21 protein-coding genes and 1 pseudogene are annotated in these 25,365 nt (G+C 54.3%); 13 read left to right on the plus strand and 9 right to left on the minus strand.

The annotated features are described in order from the left end of the window. Nucleotides 1–4 precede the first annotated feature (4 nt). Genes N5C09_RS15800 through N5C09_RS15810 form a run of 3 tightly spaced genes read left to right on the plus strand, consistent with a single transcriptional unit; the run spans nt 5 to nt 2,149 of the window. On the plus strand, nt 5–1,357 hold the full coding sequence (locus N5C09_RS15800; protein ID WP_279749451.1) for a VasL domain-containing protein: 1,353 nt from the start codon (nt 5–7) through the stop codon (nt 1,355–1,357). Nucleotides 1,358–1,375: 18 nt separating this feature from the next. Continuing rightward, nucleotides 1,376–1,855 carry an Hcp family type VI secretion system effector gene (locus tag N5C09_RS15805; protein WP_107533775.1) on the plus strand — a complete coding sequence of 160 codons (480 nt, stop codon included), beginning with the start codon at nt 1,376–1,378 and terminating at the stop codon, nt 1,853–1,855. Between the two features lie 15 nt (nt 1,856–1,870). Further along, a complete protein-coding gene (locus N5C09_RS15810; RefSeq protein WP_279749397.1) occupies nt 1,871–2,149 on the plus strand; it encodes a hypothetical protein in 279 nt (92 codons plus the stop codon). Nucleotides 2,150–2,288: 139 nt separating this feature from the next. Here N5C09_RS15810 and N5C09_RS15815 read toward each other — a convergent pair whose 3' ends face one another. The 4 genes and pseudogenes from N5C09_RS15815 to N5C09_RS15830 all read right to left on the minus strand — a co-directional run bounded on the left by N5C09_RS15815 (nt 2,289) and on the right by N5C09_RS15830 (nt 5,992). Beyond that, complete coding sequence (locus N5C09_RS15815) at nt 2,289–3,020, minus strand: hypothetical protein (protein WP_279749452.1); 732 nt, start codon at nt 3,018–3,020, stop codon at nt 2,289–2,291. A 202-nt stretch (nt 3,021–3,222) separates the two neighbouring features. Next, nucleotides 3,223–3,351 (minus strand): annotated as a pseudogene (locus N5C09_RS15820) (GNAT family N-acetyltransferase); the annotation flags it as partial. Between the two features lie 227 nt (nt 3,352–3,578). Then, nucleotides 3,579–5,363 carry a hybrid sensor histidine kinase/response regulator gene (locus N5C09_RS15825; protein ID WP_279749398.1) on the minus strand — a complete coding sequence of 595 codons (1,785 nt, stop codon included), beginning with the start codon at nt 5,361–5,363 and terminating at the stop codon, nt 3,579–3,581. After that, nucleotides 5,360–5,992: a response regulator transcription factor gene (locus tag N5C09_RS15830; protein ID WP_112793091.1), complete on the minus strand. Its 633-nt coding sequence runs from the start codon at nt 5,990–5,992 to the stop codon at nt 5,360–5,362. Before N5C09_RS15830 ends, N5C09_RS15825 begins: the two co-directional genes overlap by 4 nt. A 175-nt stretch (nt 5,993–6,167) precedes the next feature. Here N5C09_RS15830 and N5C09_RS15835 point away from each other — a divergent pair, with 175 nt between their 5' ends. Beyond that, on the plus strand, nt 6,168–6,482 hold the full coding sequence (locus N5C09_RS15835) for a lipoprotein (protein ID WP_063451200.1): 315 nt from the start codon (nt 6,168–6,170) through the stop codon (nt 6,480–6,482). Nucleotides 6,483–6,598: 116 nt separating this feature from the next. Beyond that, nucleotides 6,599–9,646: an autotransporter outer membrane beta-barrel domain-containing protein gene (locus N5C09_RS15840; protein ID WP_279749400.1), complete on the plus strand. Its 3,048-nt coding sequence runs from the start codon at nt 6,599–6,601 to the stop codon at nt 9,644–9,646. 61 nt (nt 9,647–9,707) lie between these two features. Here N5C09_RS15840 and N5C09_RS15845 read toward each other — a convergent pair whose 3' ends face one another. Continuing rightward, complete coding sequence (locus tag N5C09_RS15845) at nt 9,708–10,235, minus strand: LuxR C-terminal-related transcriptional regulator (protein WP_063451244.1); 528 nt, start codon at nt 10,233–10,235, stop codon at nt 9,708–9,710. Between the two features lie 669 nt (nt 10,236–10,904). Between N5C09_RS15845 and pgaA the strand changes: the two genes are divergently transcribed. The 4 genes from pgaA to pgaD are packed head-to-tail and all read left to right on the plus strand — an operon-like array spanning nt 10,905 to nt 17,044. Further along, a complete protein-coding gene (gene pgaA / locus N5C09_RS15850) occupies nt 10,905–13,343 on the plus strand; it encodes a poly-beta-1,6 N-acetyl-D-glucosamine export porin PgaA (protein ID WP_279749401.1) in 2,439 nt (812 codons plus the stop codon). Between the two features lie 8 nt (nt 13,344–13,351). Continuing rightward, the gene (gene pgaB / locus N5C09_RS15855) at nt 13,352–15,289 is read left to right on the plus strand and encodes a poly-beta-1,6-N-acetyl-D-glucosamine N-deacetylase PgaB (RefSeq protein ID WP_279749402.1); all 1,938 of its coding nucleotides are present in this window, start codon (nt 13,352–13,354) and stop codon (nt 15,287–15,289) included. Next, nucleotides 15,282–16,613, plus strand: a complete 1,332-nt coding sequence (gene pgaC / locus N5C09_RS15860; protein ID WP_279749403.1) for a poly-beta-1,6-N-acetyl-D-glucosamine synthase — start codon at nt 15,282–15,284, stop codon at nt 16,611–16,613. Before pgaB ends, pgaC begins: the two co-directional genes overlap by 8 nt. Next, a complete protein-coding gene (gene pgaD, locus N5C09_RS15865; RefSeq protein WP_279749404.1) occupies nt 16,610–17,044 on the plus strand; it encodes a poly-beta-1,6-N-acetyl-D-glucosamine biosynthesis protein PgaD in 435 nt (144 codons plus the stop codon). The genes pgaC and pgaD overlap by 4 nt, the downstream gene beginning before the upstream one ends. A gap of 51 nt (nt 17,045–17,095) precedes the next feature. On the opposite strand, the gene gss is transcribed toward pgaD, so the two are convergent. Continuing rightward, nucleotides 17,096–18,958: a bifunctional glutathionylspermidine amidase/synthase gene (gss, locus tag N5C09_RS15870; protein WP_279749406.1), complete on the minus strand. Its 1,863-nt coding sequence runs from the start codon at nt 18,956–18,958 to the stop codon at nt 17,096–17,098. A 182-nt stretch (nt 18,959–19,140) separates the two neighbouring features. Here gss and yghU point away from each other — a divergent pair, with 182 nt between their 5' ends. Both yghU and fucR read left to right on the plus strand, forming a co-directional pair. Beyond that, nucleotides 19,141–20,007 carry a glutathione-dependent disulfide-bond oxidoreductase gene (gene yghU / locus N5C09_RS15875; RefSeq protein ID WP_279749407.1) on the plus strand — a complete coding sequence of 289 codons (867 nt, stop codon included), beginning with the start codon at nt 19,141–19,143 and terminating at the stop codon, nt 20,005–20,007. A 91-nt stretch (nt 20,008–20,098) separates the two neighbouring features. Beyond that, the gene (gene fucR, locus N5C09_RS15880; protein WP_063867940.1) at nt 20,099–20,833 is read left to right on the plus strand and encodes an L-fucose operon activator; all 735 of its coding nucleotides are present in this window, start codon (nt 20,099–20,101) and stop codon (nt 20,831–20,833) included. 2 nt (nt 20,834–20,835) lie between these two features. Here fucR and N5C09_RS15885 read toward each other — a convergent pair whose 3' ends face one another. Beyond that, nucleotides 20,836–22,383 carry a methyl-accepting chemotaxis protein gene (locus tag N5C09_RS15885; protein ID WP_064909947.1) on the minus strand — a complete coding sequence of 516 codons (1,548 nt, stop codon included), beginning with the start codon at nt 22,381–22,383 and terminating at the stop codon, nt 20,836–20,838. Nucleotides 22,384–22,713: 330 nt separating this feature from the next. On the opposite strand from N5C09_RS15885, the gene N5C09_RS15890 reads away from it, so the two are divergent. Further along, nucleotides 22,714–23,754, plus strand: a complete 1,041-nt coding sequence (locus tag N5C09_RS15890) for an aldo/keto reductase (RefSeq protein ID WP_063867782.1) — start codon at nt 22,714–22,716, stop codon at nt 23,752–23,754. Nucleotides 23,755–23,821: 67 nt separating this feature from the next. On the opposite strand, the gene N5C09_RS15895 is transcribed toward N5C09_RS15890, so the two are convergent. Then, complete coding sequence (locus tag N5C09_RS15895; protein ID WP_003862473.1) at nt 23,822–24,310, minus strand: TIGR00645 family protein; 489 nt, start codon at nt 24,308–24,310, stop codon at nt 23,822–23,824. Between the two features lie 43 nt (nt 24,311–24,353). After that, nucleotides 24,354–24,857 carry an RNA helicase gene (locus N5C09_RS15900; RefSeq protein ID WP_131636393.1) on the minus strand — a complete coding sequence of 168 codons (504 nt, stop codon included), beginning with the start codon at nt 24,855–24,857 and terminating at the stop codon, nt 24,354–24,356. Between the two features lie 102 nt (nt 24,858–24,959). Between N5C09_RS15900 and N5C09_RS15905 the strand changes: the two genes are divergently transcribed. After that, nucleotides 24,960–25,364, plus strand: a complete 405-nt coding sequence (locus N5C09_RS15905; protein WP_063867777.1) for a hypothetical protein — start codon at nt 24,960–24,962, stop codon at nt 25,362–25,364. Nucleotide 25,365: the final 1 nt, after the last annotated feature.

Raw genomic sequence — 25,365 nt, forward strand, 5'->3', positions numbered from 1 at the left:
GATGATGAGTAATAATGAACTCAGCGAGATTATCATCACAGGCGAAGATCCGCGTGGTTTGCCGGAGTTCAGCGCCATACGAGAAGAGATCAATAAGGCCAGCCATCCTTCCCGGCCAGTGATGGACTGGAAGCGGGTTGAATCGCTGGCGCTGGTAATTTTCAAAAAAAGCGGTGTGGATCTGCATTCCGCCACCTACTATACGCTGGCACGCACCCGTCTTCACGGACTGGCAGGGTTCTGCGAGGGTACAGAGTTGCTGGCGGCACTCATCAGCCGTGAGTGGGATAAATTCTGGCCGCTGAATCCTCAGGCACGAACAGAAATGCTCGACTGGTTCAATGCCCGAACCAGCACTGTTCTGCGACAGCAGTTAGCGTTCTCCACCGCTGACCTGCCATTGTTATACCGTGCCGAGCGGGCATTGCAGGTGATCTGCGACGCACTCCAGCAAAAGGCTGAACTGAAACGCCTGCCGCGTATGGAAAACCTGCTGTGGTTTATGCAAAACAGCCGCAAACAGCAGGAGGGAAATCGGTCAGGCAACGTTGCCGCACAATCCAGAGTAAGGACGCTGGTTTATACGCCGGATACACCGCAGACGCTAACATCCGAAGCCACATTATCACCTCTGCCGGAAATACCGGAACTGTCCGAAATCCGGGTTGCGGTACCTGAAAACCGGGGTGTGAACGCACTACCCACAAAGAAAGCCGGTTTTCAGCTACGTGGATTTATCGCCGGTATAATGTTAGCCGGGATGGTAGCCCTTCTTCTCTGGTGGTGGCAGGTTCGCCCACTACAGCAACAGATAGCGCAGGTGCGTGACACAGCACTGGGTGCCGCCGCTATCTGGCTTGCATCACCACAACTAAGCGACTATGAACAACGGCTTAAGCCATTACTCAGCATATCTCCTCTCCATCCTCTGGAAAGCGGAGTCAGGATGACTCGTGTCGCAGACAGCCAATGGCCCGAAAGTCTGCTACAGCAGCAGACCACAACGCAGTGGAATAGTGCGCTGAAGGCCCATGCTGATGGCAGCCCCAAAATGAAAGGATGGGAGCAAACAAGACAGGATTTACGGACGTTCGCAGAACTGCTAGTGAAACGGGAACAGAATAAAGAAGGGTTCACACTTTCCTATATCAAGACGGTAATTTATCAAGCTGAAAGAGCGCTGAATCAGGACGTTCCCTTAGAATACTTGCTCACGCAATATGAGGCATCAAAGATTCAGGGGCAGGATACTAGCGTACAGGAAAAAGAAATTCGAGAACGAATAGATGGCATATTAAGCCGCTGGCTGTTACTGCAAGAAAGCATTAACACAGAAACAAACAGCAATCAAAACTAATTATTTCGGAGATATTTCATGGCTAACCTTACCTATTTAACACTGAACGGACAAATGCAAGGCCTGATTTCTGCCGGCTGCTGCTCTCAGGATTCAATTGGCAATAAAGCGCAAACCGCTCACAAAGATCAAATTATGGTCCAGGAACTGACGCACGGTATTTCCCGCCAGCAAAACGTTAATCACCAGATGCTGACAATAAGAAAACCTGTCGATAAGTCTTCACCTTTACTAAATAAAGCCATCAGTGAGAACGAAGTCTTGTCATGCGAGATTAACTTATTCCGAACCAGTCGCGCAGGAGTCAATGAATTGTACTACAAAATAAAGCTGACAAATGCCCGAATCATCGACATCCAGCTGGATGTAGCGCATGCTATTAATGATAACGACGCCCAACCCGAGGAATCCGTTTCGTTTATTTATGAAAGTATTAGCTGGGATCACTGTATTGCAGGTACCAGCGCATACAGCCTGTGGAGCGAGCGGATGTTTTAAGTGGAGCCAAAGCGCATGACTACTCCGATCATTAATTCCCTCTGCATATCAGACAGCTTTTGTAAAAAACATTTGGAAGCAGTAGCTAAAACCGAGCAAATCCGGCTGATGAAAGGCCGGGAGTTACCCTACTGGCCTTACTGGTGCTTTTTGCCAGTATCCCACTGGATGAGGTTGTTTATGAGTCATCAGCAGCATCATTTTACCAAAGAACTATACCTGGAAATGCAAAAACGTCCGATACCGGGAACCTGGCATTACAGCAAAGGGGTTTATTCCCGCACCCGGCACTGATGCGTGCACTGACGGACACCCCTATGGCATGGTTTCTGGTCAGGGAAAAAAGATAACCCGGAAGAGAGAAATTTCTTATATAAATGTCTGCCGCCACAAATCATCGGCGGCAGACGGTAAAAACAGGCATAAAGCATGACTAGTTAAATCTATTCACAAAATCCGCAACTACCCGCTCATATGTTTTTGCTTTGAGCTGAATAAGCTGTTGTTCGGTAATTCCATTAAAATCTGTAAATGATACTTGCTTGCTATACTCATAGTTTGTCGGGGAATAAGTTGCCCATTCCCCGGTAGCGACATCCACCACAGCAAACCGTAACAGATAGCGGTATATAGTATCTCCTCGTGTGAGTTTTTCATTCTTATATTCCGACCACAAAACGCCCTTAGTTACAGGATCGAATTTTCCTGTTTCCAGCCTACCCCAATAAACTAAAATCGCCCTCTGTTTCCCTTTCGCTGCAATATAACGAAGAGCCTGCATATAATTCATATTTTCTGTATCAACAGCATCTTTGTTGCAAAGTGCTACGTTCTTCTTAGCCGGTATACCGGGAAATGTTGATACAGTATAATATTTACTCATTTCCTGTTGCATGACAGCTTCAGGAGCCTGATTTCCCGACTGGACCAGAATGACAGATGAATGCACAGGAACGACGATTTGCTCACCACCAAGCGCATCCTGAATGTCTTCTTCAGAGATATTCAGCGTGGCCTCATTACCAAAGACATCCTGTTCTGTTAATTGTGAGGTTGTAACTACTGGAATAGTTCTTTTTTCATTTTTCTTTGCATCAATTGAAGAAACCTTACACCCTGACAATCCCCCCGCGAGAGCCAATGCAATTACAAGTCTGAAAATCATATCTTTTCCTTTTTTCCATTCAATAGTGACCATTCAATAAACCAGCCCCCTCATTATATCCTTATAAAACGTTGAGAAAAATAATATTACAGACTCATTAAAGCGAAGGCGACCATTATATAAGCACAACAAATAGAACACTAACAGAATATAGAATAACTGTATGCAAACTTAAGAATTCACATGCTTTTTATTGAATGATTCAGTCATACACTATCGACGATGGCTCAAATCCCACACACAAGTAAAGCTCCCGCGCTTCATCAGACAATGCGTAAACTAACATCCCGCGAATGCCGGGAGACTCAGCCACCTCAATTATTCGCAATCCAACATAGTGAATCAGTGTCTGTTTAACTAGCGCACCTTAATCTACAGACAGAAAAAGGGGTCAACTCTCGGCTCCTGAATTTTAGCCAGTCATAATTTTAATGTGAAAATCAGTTCAACAATCAACTGAATATTCCCGAGTCCGGGCACCAAATTCATATTAACGGACCTCCACGGAGGTCCGTTTTTGCATTCAAAGCCCGCCAGAATCAACCCTTCTGCATTCCCTTAACGACATCCTGACCACTGCGTAAGCAGCGCATGTAGCTTAGCCGGCTCAAGAGGCTTGCGGAGTACCAGGTACCCTTCCTGCTCTGCCTCCAGCAGAACCGGTGAATTAAATTCGCCGCTGACTATCGCGCCGCTCATATCCGGCAGGCGTTCAAAAAGCGCTTTCAGGATATCAAAGCCGCTTTCGCCGGATCGCAGGCGCTGGTCGCACAGCACGGCAAACGGCGTAAAGCCATCGTCGATGATGGCAAACGCTTCTTCAGCGGAGGCCGCACAGCGTACGTTGATTCCCCAGACGCTCATCAGGCTCTCCCAGGCAGACGTCACCAGCGGATCGTCATCGACGACCAGGCAGGAACCGTGCAGTGGCGCATAGCATACCGGCGTAGCGGTGTTGTCAGAGGCGGGCGGGATATCCGGCGCGATGTCTTCGCCAGCGTATTGGGTGAAGCGCATCCAGAAGCGTGAGCCTTTACCTTCAATGGATTGCATCCCGTATTTCACCTTCATCAGCTTGGCACAACGGGCAACGACGGCCAGCCCCAGCCCGTGCCCGGCGCTATCGATCTTCCATGCCAGCTCGGGGCGGTAGTAAGGTGAGAAGATTTTGCCTTTCTCATCATCGGCGATACCGACCCCCGTGTCCCACACTTCCACCATACACTCGTCACCGCGCGGTCGGATGGCGACCAGCACGCCGCCCTGGAGCGTGTAGCGAAGGGCATTTTGAATCAGGTTAATCAGGGACTGTCGCACCAGCAGCGGATCGCCCATCACGTAGATGCGGCGTTTAGGTCGCCGGGTGCCCAGCCTAAGCGCGCGGCTGTTGGCTTCTTCGCGAAACAGCGTGATGACCGAGTCGAGCAGAGCGCCGATATCCACTTTGCCAGGGGCAGAAAGTATATTCCCGGATTCTATTTTGCTGAGATCGAGCAGAGAATTGAGCATCAAATGTACCGAGCGAACGCTCTGCTGTAGGTCAAGAAGCTGCGGCGTCAGGCTGTCGTCCCGGTTTCGGTGGAGGATGGCTTCGATCAGAAAGCCCATAGCGTGAACGGGCTGGCGCAGATCGTGGCTGGCGGTTGTCAGAAACTGGTTTTTGTCCAGCAGCGCCTGCTCCGCGTCCTCTTTGGCCTGACGAAACTGTTCCGCCAGGCGCGAGCTTTTTTCCTCAAGCAGCGCTTGCTGAATAAAGAACGCATGTGACGTTAACGCATGGCGATAAATCGCGAAGCCGTAAAGCAGATTCAGCATGAGCACGATGAACATCAACTCATCGAGCCGCCAGATAATACCGAGGTTCAGCGCCCCCCATGAGGCGAAGAAAAAGCGCGTAAAGGTGCTGATGACCGGCGTCAGATGCGTCGCATTGGCGGCGACGATAGCGGCGATGCTGATATTAAGTAACAGGAAAAAGTCAAAGTTCTGCGTCTGTGGCGTAATTAAATAGAGTGATGAAATGCCCAGCCCGTGAATAAAGGCAATATTATTAATACGCGGAAGCCAGCGTCGCAGGACGTCCCTTTCATCGTTTTCTTTCGCTTCGCGCTGATAGCGTCGGTGCAATATTCGTATCGCCACGGCACATAGCAGATAAATGATTATCCAGATAATCGTTGGGCCGAGTTTGTCCCCAAGCATATAAATCCAGATGGCGAAAGGAATACCAACAAAGGGCACCGCGCTAAAGCTGAATACCAGCCGCAGAAACGTGTTGTTTAGCAAACGGATCTGCGCCGGAGCAGAGATACCCTCGTTTTGTAAGCTCTGGAAAAACCTCATTCCGACGGTTCCTGCTTGCCATGCAAAAGCGTGATGGCTTCGACCCGACTGTTAACGCCTATTTTTTTCAAAATATTGCTGATGTGTTCTTTGACCGTGGGTTCAGAAATTGAAAGCTGGGCGGCGATGCGTTTATTTGGCAGACCGCGCATAATCATATTTAATACGTCAATTTGTCGCGGCGTTAAGTTAAATTTACTTAACCGCTCATTATTCGACTTAACGGAAATTTCGTTACCCTCAGGAAACCAGGTCAGATTATCAGTGAGGGCAAAAACGGCCCGTGAGAACATTTCTGGTGGCTCGCTTTTCAATACAAATCCGTGCCCCCCGGCGGCATGAACTTTCCGCCAGATATCATTATTGTCATCCCCGCTGACCACCAGGAGTCGAACCTGGGGGTAAAGTTCTTTTACTTCTTTGAGTAATTTCAAGGCCGTACCGGACGAGAGCCAAAAATCGATTACCAGCAAACGTGGCGGGCCATGGTCCCTAATTTGACGGTAGCAATCATCCTCATTCGTCACCACATACGCCTGCTTAAATTGGCAATGTGTAATCAGAAAATTGGCGATGCCGCTTGCTACCAATGGATGGTCATCAACGACTAACGCATAATTCTGTCCCAAAGGATCCTCCTTTTACCTTCGCATATCTTAGAGTACGGATGAATTATTCTCTACCTACCCTACTTTAGGAGGGTTTTTTCGATTAGGAAAGAGAAATATATTATTCGCTGGTTTGGGTAAAAGAAAACATAAATACAATCAGCAAAATTAACTGATTGGATATCAAGGATAATTTATGAAAAAGCCACTAATCGTTATAACCGTTACGTTGATGCTGGCGGGTTGTTCCACGTTGAAAACCGATCAGGCTATTCCACTTCTACAGGCAGAGACCGCTAAAATGCTGGGGCTGGGCTCATCAGATGAAATAACCGTGACCAACGTTAACGGCGCCCAGCCGGACGCACTGGGAGGACAAAAACTGACTTATCGCGCTACGACGGAAAAAGGGCGCATTTTTGATTGTTCATCAATGATGATGCCGGGAATTTTAGGATCCGCACCGACGCTGAGCGCGCCAACCTGTACACCTGTTGTCACTCATAAATAATTAACGCCACATCAAAAGGCGTACATAAATAACGCCTTTTACATTATTCGACGTATCTGAGTTGTCATATAAAAACGATTTTCCTGACATCACGCTAATGAGTACGGAGATAGCCCGTGAATAACTCTACATCGCATTCTTTAGCGGTTAAGACGCCGCTTTCCAGACTTTACCTCGCTCTTTTTTCCGCACCGCTGCTACTGCTTTTACCTGTCGATGTCGCGCGTGCGGCTGATGCCATTTTTGATGGCGACTCGCGTATTACCGAAACGCTGGGTTACACCGGAGATGTTTATGTTGGACGTAACCAACGCGGAAACCTGCTGATCGATAACGGCAAAATCACCGCCTATAACATCAATATCGGTCGGCTGTTCGACGGCCAAATTTATGAAAGCGTGGTCACGGTCCGCGGGCCAAACGCTGAGCTTAACGCGGTGAACGATCGGTACGTCCTGCGCGGCGACCTGAATCTTGGTCTCGGCACCCTGCGGGTCGAAGAAGGCGCACTGGCGAGCGCAAAGGAGATCGTTGTCGGCACCACCCGCGGCTACGACAGCCACCTTATCGCCACGGGTGCCGGCTCTCGTGTGACCAGTAATTTTCTTAGCGTAGGCACCGATCTGGGCGCACGCTCCACGCTGGCGATTGAGGACGGCGCGGCGCTCAGCACCGCCTACGATGCGCGCATCGGCAACGGTACCGGGCCGGGTGAAACCGACACGCTAAGCCCGAAAGCCACCGTCACGGGGAGCGGCTCACAGTGGAACGTTGGCCGTACGTTGACGCTTTATGGCGACCTGGACGTGCTGAACGGCGGGGCGGTTAACGTGGGCGGCGTACAGGTGGCGGGCGTCTCCGGGGCAGGTAAAACGGCCGAGCTGGTTATTGCGGGCAAAGACTCGCGCTTTACCAGCGGCAGCAGCGTGAGCGTGGGCGATTATGGCAATGGCGTGCTGTCGGTGACTGACGGCGGTTCATTTTCCGCAGGCAGCAATGCGCTGATCGTGGGGACATCGGGTTCCGGCTCGAACCGGGGAGCGCTCATCATCGGCAGCCGCGGCAATATGGACACCGGCACGGGTTTAACTGAGCCAACGCTTGGCACGGCGGGCGGCGCAGGTACCCTTGATGCGAAGACGGCAATCAGCCTGCGTGGCGGACTGTTCGGCAGCTATGTCTACTTCAACCATACCGACGCAAATTACGTCTTCAGCAACAAGATGAGCGGCGAAGGTGAGGTGATCAACACCTCCGGGCAGACGACGCTGAACGGCGATCTTTCCGGACTCAAGGCGAACGTAACCGCGCGGGGCGGTAAAGTCATCATTGCCAGCAATATTAACACCCAGCCAGAAGACGATATTTTTGATATTCAGACGCTTAGCGCGGAGAACGGCGGCACGCTGATCCTCAACGCGACGGCGGGTTCAGACGTCAGCAACGGGGCGGGTTACAGCAGCGCCGCGTCAATCAAGGCCGGCGGCACGCTGGGCGGCAACGGCACGCTGGGCCAGACCGAGATCTTGTCCGGGGGGCATATCTCGCCCGGTGACGGCACTATCGGTACGTTGACGCTGAAACGCTATCTGAACTTTATCGGCGAATCCTTCTATGACGTAGATATCGCGGGAGATGGCAGCAGCGACCAACTGCTGGTATCGGGCAAAACCACCATTAGCGATAAGGCTAAGGTACAGGTCACCGCGCTGGACCCGCAAACCAGCTATAAAACGGGCCAAAGCTACCGCATTTTAACCTCCGAGGGAGGGATTGACGGTGAGTTCGCCGGAGCGATTTCCAAATCCGCCTTCCTGGACGTGGCGCTCAAGCAAGGCACCAACGCCGTGGATCTGACCATCGCGCAGAAAGAGACCGGCGGTGAAAATCCTGGAGGCGAAAACCCGGGAGGTGAGAATCCGGGAGGTGAGAATCCGGGAGGAGAAAACCCCGGAGGCGAAAATCCGGGAGGTGAGAATCCAGGAGGGGAAAACCCTGGCGGTGAGAATCCTGGCGGTGAAAACCCGGGCAGCGGCAAGCCGGGGATTTTCCAGACCGTGGCCAAAAGCAGCAACCAGTGGAATACCGCCGGCGCGCTCTCCACGCTGACGCAAAGCGGCCCGTCGCTGGCGCTGTATAACTCGCTGCTGCTGCTCAGCGCACCGGAAGCGCGCGAGGCGTTCAACCAGCTGTCTGGCGAAGTTTATCCGTCAATGCAGTCCAACCTGATCGCCAGCAGCACGCAGGTTTTCAACGTGTTAAACCAGCGTATGCAGCGCGCGTTTGATAACGACAGCCTGCCGATACCACCGTTAGCAATGTCGCTGGTGCAGCAGCCGGAGCCGCAAAATAATGGCGTCTGGGGCCAGACCTTCAGCTCCTGGAGTAAAAACAGCGGCGACGGCAATGTGGGCAAGCTGGACGGCAACACCACCGGCTTCCTGCTGGGGGCAGATCGCAAGCTGGCGGATCATAACGTGCGTGTCGGTGGCTATTTCGGCTACAGCCGGGGTGATTACGACGTCGACAGCCGTCGTTCCTCAGCGGATACCGACAACTACCATCTTGGCCTGTATGCGGCGGGTCAACAGGATGCGTTCTCCCTTCGCGGCGCGCTGGGTTACACCTGGCACAAGATCGAAGGCGAGCGCAATGTTGATTTCAGCGGCTTCTCGGATCGGCTGAAGTCGGATTACGACGCCAACTCGCTTCTGGCGTTCACCGAAGCGGGCTACCGTTTCGGCCAGCCTGATATGAATATTGAGCCGTTCGTCAATTTATCGTACATCCGGCTGCATACCGACAGCTTCAGGGAAGACGGCGGTGCCGCTGCGCTGAGCGTACGTAACGAAACGATGAACACCTTCTATTCCACACTCGGGGTTCGCGGTGTGACCGAGCTGCCGAAGAACGTTAACCTCTACGGTTCGCTGGGCTGGCAGCACGCTTATGGCGATAAGAATACCTCTTCGCGCATGGCGTTTGCGGGCAGCGACGCGTTCATTACTCAGGGCCAGGCCGTCGATGAGGACGTAATGGTGGGTGATATCGGCGTGAGCGTACAGCTGTCGCGTGCTGCGACGCTGGATGTGGGTTATCAGGGACAATATGGTGCGGATACCCGCGTCAACTCGGTTAACGCCAATCTGCGCTGGTCGTTCTGAATTATGTCCATTAAAAGAACCCGCCCTCGTGGCGGGTTTGTGCTTTTGGCTTCTGACTAAGCTAGGGATCGTTCCCAACCGCGTCCAGCAGTTTGTTTTTGAAGATGAACAAACACGCCTCGTTGAAGTTCCCCGCCCCTAACCGCTCCGACAGCACCGTTCGCTTGCGATAGAGGCTTTTGACCGACATATTTAGCTTATCTGCAATCTCTTCCATTGACCTCCCTGCCTTCAGCAACCGGATCATTACCGCTTCGTGTCGACTCAGGCGTAAGTTAAGCAGCCATTTGGTTGTCAGACGCCTGCCTTTCATATCGAGCACCAGATTGAATAACGACGCCATATCCGGCGCCGTAAGCGACGTGTTCATAAACAGCTTCATACTGAGAAGGTCCTCCTCTCGAGGGTGCATATCCAGCATAACGCAGCAGATCGTTTTTCTCGTTCTGGCCGGATGGCGTATCAGGTAATCATATAAACGGAGCGGCGTACGGCTATCAATCAGTACAGTATATTCATCTGCACCGGTATCAAATATGTTTCTGTCAATCGAACTGAGGCAAATTATATCCGGGAAAAATAGCCGCATCCCCCTGACAAGGAAACAATCCTGAGTCACTAACACAATTGAAGTCGCCACTAACCATCCCTTTTAGATTAAAGCAAGCCCGCCTCTTAAGAAAGAAGAACGCTTTCGCTTATAGCGCTTTACATTAACGGCAAATGTTTTCTGGCTTTGATCATCCCTCAATATGCACATTGGTGAGCTAGACTTTTCGTAGACTATCACTCAATGGCTGACGTTAATTATAAATAAAAAAGAATTTCAGAAAAGTCACTTCCCTGAACATTAAGAATTTTTGTCATGAAACTTCCCAAACACGCACCGGAAAGTACTTTAATTAACTGAGCAGAACTTCATTTCGAATATAACAAAAAGAAAAACAAACGAATAAAAAATCAATATTATCAACAAGTTAAAAACAAACGCCGCAAATTAAATTATCTAAAAAACCGTCATCTTCCAGAATTATCTCAAAACACCCCACCCGCTTTTCAACTTATTTATCCCCCAACACATCGGGTGTACATTACCCCCAACTGAATCACCGAGATGAGGGCTCATAATTACCTTTAAGTAAGTATCCCGTAACGTAGCACCATTCAGATTTAATGTTCTCCTTTATGGCCTTTAACGCTGAGTTAAAAGGCGGCCGTGTTATGCAATGGATTCATGATAAACAAATGGCAAATAGATATGGAAAGATCGCTTCGCTTCACTACGTTATTCTTTTATCGCACCACTATATTATTACTCCTGCCTTTACTCTTTCCTGTTCTGGTTCAGGCTGATGAATCCGCTTATGCGCATCAGATTCAACAGGCACGTAACGGTAATTACGCTCAGTTTCTTGATTATCTACAGCGCTATGAGCAACAACATGCTTTAACGCCCGAACAGGTTGCGGACTGGTTACAGGTTGCCTCCTGGGCAGGGCGCGATGATGAGGTTATCCAGGTCTGGCAGCGTTATGGCATCTATATGCCGCTGCCCGCTCGCGCCATCGCTGCTGTCGCGCAATCCAGGAGAAACCAAAAGGCCTGGCCATCTGCCCTGTCGCTGTGGAAAGAGGCGCGCAGCCTTGCGCCGGATAACGACGATTACCGCATCGGCTATGTGAAGACCCTGGCCGATGCCCGCATGGATCGTCTCGCGCTATCGGAAGCCCGGCAACTGGTAAAGGAAGAGCCTTCTTCCGCGCACCTTGAGACGCTCTCCTATGTCTGGATGCGCCAGGGAAAAAACAGGGATCGGCTGCTGGCGGACATGCGGGCGCTGAGCGCCGCGCCAGGGAATGAGGCCCTTCTTCGCGAGACGATCGATGCGCTAACGGATAACCGGGTAAGCACGCCCGCACTCTGGCTGTCACAAAACGCGGCGCTCTCTCCTGCGGAGCGCCGCCGCCTTGAGCGTAACGCCGCGGCTGAACGGGTACGCCTGGCGGATGTGCCGGGCAGAACGGAGAAAGAGCGCCTGCGGCTGGCACAAAGCGCATTAGATCGTTACCAGGCCCTGCTTTCCCGCTGGCAAAACGACCCGCAGGCGGCTGAAGACATCGTCCTTGCCCGTATCGATCGGCTTGGTGCGCTGTATGCGCAGGGTGATTACCGGCAGGTCATTAGCGAATATCAGGCGCTGACAGCCGCACAGCATCCGGTGCCGGAGTGGGCCATCGGCTGGGTGATCTCTGCATATTTGCAGGAGAAAAACGCCGTCGCCGCCTTCTCGCTTGTGCAACGCTATCCACAATACGCCTCCGATCCGCAGGACGAGGAACATGCGCTTTTCTACGCCTGGCTGGATACGGGGCAGTATCAGGCCGCCCGCCGCTACGTTGAGCGCGAGACCCGCAGCGTTCCCTGGACCCGCTACGATTTCGGGTCCCCCACCGCCCAGCCAAACGATCGGTGGCTTACCGGACAGTCACTCAACTTTAACTATTTGCTGGCGACCAACGCCCTGCCGGAGGCCGAAAAGCTGGCGCATCGTCTGGCGTCAACGGCTCCGGGCAATCAGGGGCTACAGATTGATTATGCCGCCCTGCTTCAGGCGCGGGGCCTGCCGCGCGCGGCCGAGCAAAAGCTTAAGCAAGCAGAGACGCTTGAACCGTCGAATCTGGAGCTTGAAAAACAGCAGGCTTACGTCGCAATGGACCTTCAGGAGTGGCGACAGATGGATTTACTGGCTGAGGACGTGCTGTCTCGCGCGCCCGCCGATCGCAGCGCCCGCCGCCTGGACCGGCTCAGGGCGGTCCACCATATGTCTGAACTGCGTCTGAACGCGGGTAAAGGATTGCACTCAGATAACCCCGTCAGCGGTACCCACGACATGAGCTGGGACGCCACGCTCTATGGCCCGCCCGTGGCGGATAGCTGGCGGCTGTTTGCCGGCGCCCGCTATGCACAGGGCAATTTTGACGAAGGCAAAGGCATCAGCCGCCACCTGTTGGGCGGCGTTGAGTGGCGGCCCCGTGACCTGACGCTCGAAGCCGAGATCTCCAGCAACCGCTATCACGGTGAAAACAAGCCGGGTGCCCGGCTCTCAACGACTTACAGCCTCAGTGACAGCTGGCAGTTCAGCGGTAGCCTCGAACGGTTTTCCCGCACCACGCCCTTACGGGCGCTACGCAATGGCATAAGCGCGAACCGTGGCGAAGGCGGAGTGCGCTGGTATCAAAACGAGCGCCGGGAGTATCAGCTTAGCGCCGCCGTCAGCCGCTTCTCAGACCATAACCGCCGTCAGGAATATGTCCTCACGGGGAAAGAACGCCTCTGGCAGACCCCGTCCCTGACGCTGGATCTCGAACCGGGGATCGCCGCCAGTAAAAACAGCCTACGGGATACGCTTTATTACAACCCGGCGCGGGATCTGTCCGTCACGGCCGCCCTGTCCGTTGACCATGAGATGTACCACCACTACGACACCCTCTGGAGCCAGCAGATTGTCGCCGGCGGCGGCAGATACTGGCAGAAAAATCAATCACCTGGCGCCATTACCCTGCTGGGTTACGGGCAACGCATTCAGTGGAATAACGTCGTGGATACCGGGGTGATGCTGAACTGGGATAAACGCCCTTACGACGGCAAACGCGAAAGCAATCTCTCCGTCTCGTTTGATGCGACTTTACGCTTTTAAGGATGACTATGCTGAACACACGTTTTTCAGTGAGACTGTTACTCACCGCCTGTCTCTGCCTCAGTGCGAGCGTTTACGCGCAGGCGATCTCGTTTATTGCGCCCAAAGAAAGGCCGCAGCAGGAGGCAAGCAAACCCTGGCCGAAAAACCAGTTTCTGGTGCTCGCCTATCACGACGTTGAAGATGATGCCGCCGATCAGCGCTACCTCTCCGTTCGCACCAGCGCGTTAAACGAGCAGATTAGCTGGCTTTTGCATAACGGCTATCACGCCATCAGCGTGCAGGACATTCTTGATGCCCATGACGGAAAGAAAACGCTGCCGCAGAAAGCCGTTTTGCTCAGCTTTGACGATGGCTACAGCAGCTTTTATACCCGCGTCTGGCCGCTGCTTCAGGCATGGAACGTTCCTGCGCTGTGGGCGCCGGTGGGCAGCTGGGTGGATACGCCGTCAAATCAAAAGGTTAACTTCGGCGGTCTGATGACGCCCCGCGATCGGTTCGCGACGTGGGATATGGTGCGCGAGTTAAGCCGCTCCCCGCTGGTTGAAATCGGCGCGCATACCTGGGCCTCACATTACGGCATTCCGGCCAACCCACAGGGCAGCCGTGAACCGGCCATCGCCAGCCGCTTTTATGATAAAGCGACGGGGCGCTATGAAACTGACGCACAGTTCAGCCAGCGGATCGGCGATGACGTGCGCAAGGTGACGGATAAAATAACTCAGGTAACCGGAAAAGCGCCGCGCGCCTGGGTCTGGCCGTACGGAGCAGCCAACGGCACGTCACTGTCTATTGCCAAAAAAGAGGGCTACCGGCTGGCCTTTACTCTGGAGGACGGACTGGGCGACGTGGGCAATCTCAGCAGCATTCCCCGCCTGCTGATTTCCGGGAATCCCTCGCTCAAAACCTTCGCCAGTACGGTCAGCCAGATCCAGGAGCACGATCCCGTGCGCGTCATGCACGTCGATCTCGACTACGTTTACGATCCCGACCCGGCTCAGCAGGCCCAGAATATCAACAAGCTGGTCCAGCGGGTCTACGACATGAAAATAAGCCATGTTTTCCTCCAGGCCTTTGCCGACCCGCAGGGCGACGGCAAAATCAAAGCGCTCTATTTCCCCAACCGCCGGCTTCCGGTTCGGACCGATCTCTTTAATTTTGTCTCCTGGCAGCTTCAGACCCGGGCGGGCGTGAAGGTCTTCGCGTGGATGCCGGTGCTCTCGTTCGATCTCGATCCTTCCCTGCCGCGCGTTCAGCGTCGGGATCGTCAGACAGGCGCATTGCACGAGGCCACCGATCCCTATATCAGGCTTTCGCCATGGAACCCGCAGGTTCGCCAGCAGGTGACGGAAATCTATGAAGATTTAGCCCGGCATGCCAGCTTCAACGGGATTGTGTTCCATGACGATGCGGTGCTGACGGACGTTGACGATGCCGGGCAGGATACCGCGCGCCAGAGGAGCCAGCTGCTTATTGGGTTCACCCAGGCCTTAAGCCAGGCGGTAAAGGACATTCGTGGTCCGCAAATTAAAACCGCGCGGAATATGTTCGTCTTGCCCATTCTGCAACCCGAAAGCGAAGCGTGGTTTGCGCAGAATCTTGATGATTTTCTGGCGGCCTATGACTGGACGGTACCGATGGCAATGCCCCTGATGGAGTCCGTCCCGGTAGAGGAGAGCAATGCATGGCTTACGCGTTTGGTTAAAGCCGTCGCCGCGCGGCCCGGCGCGCTCAATAAGACCATTTTTGAACTCCAGGCGAGAGACTGGTCGCAAACACCGCAACGCCCCGTTCCCGACGAACGTCTGGTGGAGTGGATGCGCGTGCTCCAGCTGAACGGCGTCAAAAACTACGGTTACTACCCCGACGATTTCATTAACAACCAGCCTGCTATGTCCCGCATCAGGCCTGAATTATCTTCCTACTGGTATCCTGACAATGACTGATCGCATTATCGCATTCTCTATTTTATGTCTGGTGTTCGGGCTGCCATTAGGCGTTGCCGCCCTGTTTACAGGCGAGCTGATCCTGGATTTTGTGTTCTTCTGGCCGCTGTTCATGTCCGTATTGTGGATAACCGGCGGTCTCTACTTCTGGTTTCAGCTCGAACGACGCTGGCCGTGGGGCAAAGAAACGCCAGCCCCGATGCTCGCCGGTGAGCCGTTAATTTCCATCCTTATTCCCTGTTTCAACGAGGAAAGGAATGCCAGAGAGACCATCAGCGCAGCGCTGGCTCAACGGTATGAAAATATTGAAGTTATCGCCATTAACGACGGTTCTTCCGACAACACCGCCCGGGAGCTGCACCAGCTCGCGCTGGAGCAGCCGCGCTTGCGGGTGATTAACCTCGCGGAGAACCAGGGGAAAGCCGTTGCGCTCAAGGCCGGGGCAGCGGCGGCCCGTGGCGATCTGCTGGTCTGCATTGACGGCGACGCCCTGCTTGACCGCGACACGGCGGCGTATCTGGTGGCGCCGCTGATCCAGTATCCGCACGTTGGGGCCGTCACCGGGAACCCGCGCATTCGCACGCGCTCGACGCTGATTGGCCGTATTCAGGTGGGCGAGTTCTCATCCATCATTGGGCTTATCAAACGGACGCAGCGGATTTATGGCCGGGTCTTTACCGTCTCGGGCGTGATCGCCGCCTTTCGCCGCCAGGCGCTGGCGGACGTCGGGTACTGGAGTCCGGACATGATCACGGAAGACATCGACATCAGCTGGAAGCTCCAGCTGCGCCACTGGGATATTTTTTTCGAGCCGCGGGCGCTGTGCTGGATCCTGATGCCGGAGACCCTCAAAGGCCTGTGGAAACAGCGTCTGCGCTGGGCGCAGGGCGGCGCGGAGGTGTTTCTGGTCAACCTTCGCAGAATAGTGCGCTGGGAGCACCATCGCATGTGGCCCCTGTTTATGGAGTACGCGCTGTCAACGCTGTGGGCGTTTGCTTACGCGGTGACGGTACTGTTATTCCTCATCAGCCATGTCACGCCGGTGCCCGCCAACCTGACCGTTGAAACCCTCTTTCCACCGGCGTTTACCGGGCTATTGCTGGGCGTTATGTGCCTGATGCAGTTCCTTGTCAGCCTGTACATCGAGCGGCGGTATGAGCGAAAAGTGGCGAGCTCGCTTTTCTGGGTGATTTGGTTCCCGATGGTCTACTGGATGATTGGCCTGTTCACCACCCTTGTTGCATTTCCAAAAGTTATGCTTAAGCGCCAGCGCGCACGCGCACGCTGGATCAGCCCGGACCGGGGAAAAGGACGTCTTCAATGAACGAAAATACCTTAATTTTGACTGAACACCGGCTGCTCCCACGCCTTTTCGATACCGCGTTAACGCTGCTGGCGTGGGGAGGATTTCTGTTTTTTCTGTATGCCCGGCTGTGGATGCAGTTAACTGAAGAGAGCGATTACCGGTGGGGAGACATCATTGCTTCCTTTAACACGGTGCTAATTTATTTGCTGCTCGCCGTGCTCAACGGCTGGCTGCTGATTTTATGGTATCAGTACAATCGTCGACGTACCCACGTAAGACGCCGTCGTGCGGGCTATTTGCACCATGACGAGCTTGCCAGAAGCTTTGACGTCTCACCGCAGCTTATCTCGGAGATGAGCCAGTACAACCTGCTGACGGTCTATCATGACCAGATCGGCCGCATCATTGATCTCAAGATTAGCGAACAGCAGGACGAGGAAGAAGCGTAAGAAAAAGCCCCCGCAGGTTATCCGACGGGGGCTTTTTGTCGCGGGTATGAATTACTTATCTTTCACCACAATCAGCGGTTCAATATCGCTCTCTTTTTTCACCACCAGCGAGTCATCCCCGCGCAGACAGGTTCCGCCATAGTTCCCGCCCACGGTAAAGGTGCAGACCTGAATGTATTTGCCGTCAACCTTCGGCAGGCACCACAGCTGCTGATAGATATTTTTACGATCGACAAACTTGCCGCTGGATTTATCCAGCAACTCATCCTGAGCGCTGATGAGGTCGATGTTGCTCCCGCAGCGCCCGGCAATAGGCTTAATGGCGTAACCGGTCTGCTTCAGCAGGTCGTTCACCTCAAAGTCGGTATCCAGCAGATAGCGGTGGTGCGGGAACAGCTGCCACAGCACCGGCAGAATCGCCTTGTTACCGGGGATCACCGTCCACAGCGGTTCGAAGACCAGCACTTCCGGGCGCAGAAGGACGTCGATCAGGCGTACTTCACCCTGCGGGTGTCCGGTGCGGATAGGCACGGCGGCGTACTCGGTTTCGCTCACCTCGCGGATCTGCTCAATCGCCGTTTCCCACGCCCAGGTTTTCCATACGCAGTTGACGTGACGGCCTTCATCATCAATCAGTTGCCCGGCGGCATCCCAGCTCAGCGCGCCCAGGCCATGGAGGATTTTGGTTTCAAACCCGGCCTGGATCAGCGAGCGCTGAATAAAGAGCGCGTGGTAATCCTCTTCAGTATCGTTGTCCTGCATGATATGCACGAACGGCCGCGCGTGGCTGTGCTTCCACGCGCCGGTCAGCTCCTCCAGCAAGCCTTCCGCCGGATTGTGGCCGGTGCCGCGATAGCCGTTTTTCACCCACTCTTCGAGAATGAGCCCGCCCTCGGTATGGCAGGAGGCGGAATCCGCGTTGTACTCGTAAACCTTGATGCCGCGCTCATCCATGCAGAAATCCATACGACCGGTGATCATATGGTGACGACGCCACTGCCAGGAGAGGCGCAGGCGCGGCCAGAGGATTTTCGGGATGTCGAAAAGCGCGAGGAGATTGTCGTCTTTCAGCACCTTGTCGGTGGCGTGGAGGTACATCAGGTGCAATTCGTTGGTGGCTTTGATCAGCTCCTGCTCGGCGCTTTCGGTAATGGTGAAGTACTGGCAGGGATCTTTGTTGATAACGTGGCCGTTGGCGCGAACGTACGCCTGTTGCAGGGCGTCGTTTTCATTGAGCCATTTCCCGTCAAACTGACGGCTGTTCTTCAGCCGCGCGCCGCTGATTTTCAGCAGCTCACCGTCGATCTCCGGCTGAGGAATGCTGTGTTCAGTCTCCTCCGTCTGGATCATCCAGCCGAGGATCTCGGTATCGCTGAACGTGTCATGAAGCGTATAGCAGCCGTTTTCAACGCTCAGACGCAGCTCGCGCGTCCACTGCTGCCCCAGCGGCAGCGGAGCATGGATCACGTTCTGCTCCGCAATGCGCACCCTGTCGTCCAGCAGCTGGGTGATGACGGCCACGTGTCCGGTCTCCTGAAACTCACCGCCCTTTTGCCAGATAAGCAGCGCCCCGGCCTGCGGCGCGCGCTTCGAGCCATTGGCAAAGGCCTGTAACGGCAGAATGTTGTCGTTCACCACCTGGCGTAAAAAACGAAGAGAGAAGATCTCCCACGCCATCCCGACGTCGGTAAAGACAAACCCGTGGTTGAGAAACAGGAAGCGGCGCGCAAACTCAACGCACTGCCATTTATGGCCCATGTATTCGTTGCCGATATAGCTGCGAAACTCCGCGTCTTCCGGGTAGTGGCGCGGATCGAGACTGCCATAATTTGAAGAGTAAATCGCCACGCCACCCGGCGCATAACCTAATAACGTCCCGAAGGGTGCGTCACTGCTTAACGTTCCTTTACGCATGTGTCCAACCTAAAACAGGCAGGCGGCAATTTTTTGTGGGGTTGTCGTCGTCTGCACGTTGTAATTAACTGACAGAGGTGGCGTTATCATACACCCGGCCTGACCATTACGCTCGCATCGTTAAACGGTTCCTATATCTCCTGCTACACTGCCTCAACACAACACCAAAAAGGCAGGCCAACATGTCCGAAAATACCTATCAGCCACCGAAAGTGTGGGAATGGAAACAGAATAACGGCGGCGCGTTCGCCAATATCAACCGTCCCGTCTCGGGCGCCACGCACGAGAAAGAGCTCCCCGTGGGCGCGCACCCGCTCCAGCTGTACTCTCTGGGTACGCCGAATGGACAGAAAGTTACCATCATGCTGGAAGAGCTGCTGGCGCTGGGCGTGACGGGTGCGGAATACGACGCATGGCTAATCCGCATCGGTGAGGGCGATCAGTTCTCCAGCGGGTTTGTCGACGTGAACCCGAACTCGAAGATCCCGGCGCTGCGTGACCACTCCACCACCCCGCCGACGCGCGTCTTTGAATCCGGCAATATCCTGCTCTATCTGGCCGAAAAGTTTGGTCACTTCCTGCCAAAAGATCCGGCTGGTCGAACGGAAACCCTGAACTGGCTGTTCTGGTTACAGGGCGCGGCCCCGTTCCTCGGCGGCGGTTTCGGCCACTTCTACAACTATGCGCCGGTGAAGATTGAGTACGCTATCGATCGCTTCACCATGGAAGCTAAACGCCTGTTCGACGTGCTGGACAAACAGCTGGCGCGCGGCCGCTACGTGGCAGGCGAAGAGTACACCATCGCCGATATGGCGATCTGGCCGTGGTTTGGCTGCGTGGCGCTGGGCAGCGTTTACAACGCCGCCGAGTTCCTCGACGCCGGGAAGTACACCAACGTGCAGCGCTGGGCAAAAGATATGGCGAATCGCCCTGGGGTTAAACGCGGGCGCATCGTTAACCGCACTAACGGCGAGCTGAGCGAGCAGTTGCATGAGCGCCATTCAGCGAGCGACTTCGATACCCAGACGGAAGATAAACGTCAGGCCTGACGGATGGCCGGGCGGTTCGCCGCCCTTCTTCTGCGATGAGAAAAGTGAGTCAGCACGCGTGCGCAAGGAACCTCGTATGTCAGACCAGACGCTGAAAGCAACCCGACAGCAGCGCCTTATCGCTTTGCTGAGTAAAAGCGACTGGCTGACCACCGATGTGCTGGCTGAGAAGCTCTCCGTCAGTAAAGAGACAATCCGCCGGGATCTGAAGTCGTTGCAGCAGCAGGGGAAGCTGCTGCGTCAGCACGGACGGGCGCGTCTGATTCATCCCGATAGCCGCGACAGCGGTGAACCCTTTGGCGCACGGCTGAAAAGCCATTATGCCGACAAAGCCGATATTGCCCGCCACGCGCTAGGCTGGATCAGCGAAGGGATGACCATTGCCCTTGATGCCAGTTCGACCTGCTTTCATCTGGCGCGCCAGCTTCCGGATATCGAACTCACCGTGTTTACCAATAGCCTGCCTATCTGCCACGAGATGGCGAAGCGCGAGCGGATCACGCTTATCTGTTCCGGCGGAACGCTTGAGCGTAAGTATCGCTGCTATGTTAATCCGGCGCTGGTGACGCAGCTAAAAGGGCTGGAGATCGATCTGTTTATCTTCTCGTGTGAAGGGGTCGATGAGCATGGCGTCCTTTGGGATCCTTCCGAGCACAACGCGGGCTTTAAGGCGCTGCTGTTAAGCCGCGCCAGCCAGTCGCTGCTGCTGATCGATAAAAGTAAACTTATGCGGGCAAGCGAAGTGAAAATCGGCCAGCTGTCGCAGGTGACACAGATGATTCAGAGCGATAAACGTCAGGCCGCCAGTGACGGCCTGACGCGATGATGTTACGCGGAGAGACGGAACTTCTGCACTGAGCGCTGAAGCTCTTCAGTCTGCCGCTCCAGTGCGGCGGCGGCGGCGGAAACCTGCTCCACCAGCGAGGCGTTCTGCTGGGTCACGCCGTCCATCTGGGTGATGGCCACGCCCACCTGCGAAATGCCTTTACTCTGCTCCTCTGACGCGGTGGCGATCTGCTTCATAATGACGGTCACCTCCGTCACGTCCCGCAGGATGGCTTCCATCGTCGTGCCGGTATCGTTCACCAGCTGCGCCCCCTGCGCCACGCGGGAAACGGAATCTGCAATCAGCCCTTCGATCTCCTTTGCCGCGTTCGCGCTGCGGCTGGCCAGATTACGCACCTCACCCGCAACGACCGCAAAGCCACGCCCCTGCTCCCCTGCCCGGGCCGCCTCGACCGCGGCGTTAAGCGCCAGAATGTTGGTCTGGAAGGCGATACTGTTAATCACGGAGGTGATTTCAGCAATCTTCTTCGAGCTGGCTGAGATGCCGCTCATGGTGGTGACGACCTCGTCGACCAGCGAACCGCCGCGGCTGGCCGTGCCGGAGGCAATGTCCGCCAGCTGGCTGGCCTGGCGTGCGCTTTCGGCGTTCAGCTTCACGGTTGCGGTAAGCTGCTCCATGCTCGCCGCCGTCTCTTCCAGCGCAGCAGCCTGCTCTTCGGTACGCGAAGAGAGATCGTTATTCCCGCTGGAGATCTCCGTTGCCCCGCGCCAGATATTCTCGCTGCCGGAACGGATGGTGCTGACCGCCTCACGCAGGCTGTCCTGCATGGCGCTCAGCAGCGGCACCAGCTGGCCCACGCAGTTGCGGCCAATGGGCTCAATCGGCTGGCTAAGATCGCCCTGCGCAATCTGACGGAACTGCTGGCGGATGCGTTCCAGCGGCTTCACCAGCAGCGCCACCAGGTAGCGGTCGGTGAAGAGCAGGATCAGCAGACCGACGATCGTGGCGGTAACGATCACCGTCCGGGTTATGCTGGTGAGGCTGTCGACCACCACGCGCGTACTGTCGAGCGCCGTCACCGCAGAATTGTTAAAGTTCTCAACCGCGGCGCCAAACGCGCGGCTCAGCGGCGGCGTGACGTTGTTGGCCTGCTGACGATAGCCTTCGAGCGTCGCCTGCTTCGCCTGCGCCATCTGCGGCGTAACGCCCCGATCGAGCAGCGCTTGCCAGGTGGAAATGACCTGCGCAGAGACCTTTTCATCCATCGGGCCCGGGGAGATGGCCTTCATCTCCGCCAGCTTTTTGCTCATGTTATCCAGAGCCTGCTGGGCGGAAGCCAGGTCCGGCGTGCCGCCCGCCGCTTTAACGTCCATCGCGCGGCTCAGGCGGGTGACAAAGCGAAAATACTGATCGTTACCCTGGCTCAATACCGTCATTTGCCGGACCAGCTGACGGTCAACGTCGTTACCATCAGAAACGCGGGACAGAGACCAGGTGCTGTAAAGCCCTACGCCCGCCCACATGACACAAAAGATCCCCAGTATCGTCAGCATGACGAAACGGATGGTGAAATTACGAAGCATGTTCATTGAGTGTTCCTTGCCGTGAGGGTGAATTCGCCCAGAGGCGAGTGCTATCCTCGTTATCGGCAGGGACAGGGGAAAAGATAACCCCTTGTGATGATTTATTTAAGCAGTGCTTATTATTCCATATGCTTTTTAAACCAGCTTAACGTTCTCGACCAGCCAGCTAGGCTTCGGGCTGGTCATAGCGTGGGCATAATAGTCATCATAATCAATCAGCTCGTGCGGAAAATTCTTGCTAGTCAGGCGCGTCGTCGCTTATCTCCACGATTTATGATTTGATAGGCTTAGAATAAAACGCTGTTTCGAAAATTCACCGATAAGAAAGGAGACATCATGTCCTGGCACCCTTACTCCGGCCGATACGAAAATATGCAGTACCGATACTGCGGCAAAAGTGGCCTGCGCTTACCGGCGCTGTCGCTGGGCCTGTGGCACAGCTTCGGTCACGTTCAGGCGCTCGATTCCCAGCGTACGCTGCTGCGTAAAGCCTTCGATCTCGGCATTACCCATTTTGACCTTGCCAATAACTACGGCCCTCCTGCGGGCAGCGCTGAAGAGAATTTTGGCCGCCTGCTGCGGGAAGATTTTGCCGGTTATCGCGACGAGCTGATTATCTCCACCAAAGCGGGCTACGACATGTGGCCAGGGCCGTATGGTTCGGGCGGTTCACGTAAATATCTGCTCGCCAGCCTCGACCAGAGCCTGAAACGCATGGGCGTGGAGTATGTGGATATTTTCTATTCTCACCGCGTTGACGAACACACGCCGATGGAAGAGACCGCCGCCGCGCTGGCACACGCGGTGCAGAGCGGAAAAGCGCTGTATGTCGGCATTTCGTCTTACTCCACGGAACGCACGACGGCGATGGCCGAATTGCTGCGCGAGTGGAAGATCCCGCTTTTGATCCACCAGCCGTCTTACAACCTGCTTAACCGCTGGGTCGACAAAACTGGCCTGCTGGACGCGCTGGAGAAAAACGGAACGGGCTGTATCGCCTTTACCCCGCTGGCGCAGGGCCTGCTGACCGGTAAATACCTGAATGGTATTCCGGACGGTTCACGCATGCAGCGGGAAGGGAAGAAAGTGCGCGGCCTGACGGAGAACATGCTGACGGAAGCTAACCTGAGTAGCCTTCGTCTGCTGAATGAAATGGCGCACGCACGCGGGCAGACGATGGCGCAGATGGCGCTAAGCTGGCTGTTGAAAGACGCGCGCGTAACGTCGGTGCTCATTGGTGCGAGCCGCCCGGAGCAGCTGGAAGAGAACGTGCAGGCGCTGAATAACCTGCGCTTTACCGAAGATGAACTGACGCGGATTGACCAGCACGTGGCGGACGGTGAACTGAATTTGTGGCAGGCGTCGTCGGATAAATAGCGCGCCTGCTGCCCTCACCCCGGCCCTCTCCCACAGGAAGAGGGTTAGGGTGAGGGGCGTGGTAAAATTATTTCTTACTGATCTTATCCAGATACCCCATCACAAACGCCGACAGCACAAACGTCAGGTGGATAATGACATACCACATTAGCTTATTGTCCGGGACGTTCTTCGCGTCCATAAAAACGCGTAACAGGTGAATAGACGAAATCGCCACAATTGACGCCGCGACTTTATTTTTCAGCGAGGAGGCGTCCATTTTCCCCAGCCAGCTGAGCTTTTCTTTATGCTCGGCGATATCAAGCTGAGAGACGAAATTCTCATAACCGGAGAACATCACCATCACCAGTAATCCCCCCACCAGCGTCATATCCACCAGCGACAGCAGAACCAGAATCAAATCGGCTTCTGCCACGGAGAAAATGTTTGGCAGGACGTGGAAAATCTCCTGGAAGAACTTGATCGTCAGAGCGACCAGCGCCAGGGAAAGACCAAAATAGACGGGTGCGAGCAGCCAGCGAGAGGCATACATTGCGTTTTCAAAAAAGCGTTCCATAAAATCCTGTCTGCAAACGAAACCAGCGCTCAGTATATCTCAACTACACATCGTTGGGATCTACATCCGGGCGCGCATACTCCGGCCAGACCAGCGCAACCAGTTCCGGGTAGGCTTCCAGGCTAAACTCGCGAAAACACTGGCGCAAATTTAATACGTCCAAATCGGAGTACGACACCTTCTCACCATTCAGACAGCGCTTTTTGATATTGTCATAATATTTATAGACGGCTGAATTAAGGTCGCTACAGCGGCGCTGCGCATCGAACAGGCCGGGCGTGTCATTAATGTCGGACATTTTCATCCGCTTAATTGTCGCATGAAGAAAATCGATATATTCGTGATTCACCCGCCAGTACCACACCGGCGTTACGGCGTTCATCAATACGGAGAAATGATCTTCCCCCTCCTCTTTGGACATCAATTCAGGCTGCGGCGGTTCACTGACGTCTTTTGACACTTTCGTTTTATTGAACTCTTGCATCAATAAAAGCACGCCAGCGGTCAGTAATAGTAACGTTATGACCGTAAAGAAAATGCTGTTCATGGGTAGGCTCCATTTTTTTTGATTTTAAAATTGCCTCATGTTATTGTCAACGAATCTCACCCTTTTTCCAACCCCACCCTTTTGAAATTAAAGGAAATTAAAATGCTGCCCGACAATATTGTCCCGGCAAAGTACCACATTACGCCTGTGGAACAGCCTTCGACGGAAGCAGATAAAGAGGCGAATTTCACTCAAGGAAAAAGAAAACTCTCCGACTACGAAGCCGACATATTAATTGGTGTTTCGCGCACCGGCAAATCTCGTAATATGGTGCTGGAAGAGCACGATCGCCATTTAAAAGAACGTTTATTTCGGGCCATCAAGATTGAAGCTCTGGTTCATCTGCTGAATGATTTACAGGCCGAAGGGGAAATAGATGCCCAGACTTTAAGTCAAATAATGGCCGAGAAAACGCAGCAAATAAATGAAGCAGGCAATGAAATTTGGCTTAATTTAATTACGCGTGAAAAAAACAATCCCATTTTTTATCAGCTGGGGGAAGATTAAC

Source organism: Enterobacter sp. GD03975, assembly GCF_029838645.1.
Taxonomy (GTDB): Bacteria; Pseudomonadota; Gammaproteobacteria; order Enterobacterales; family Enterobacteriaceae; genus Enterobacter; species Enterobacter quasihormaechei.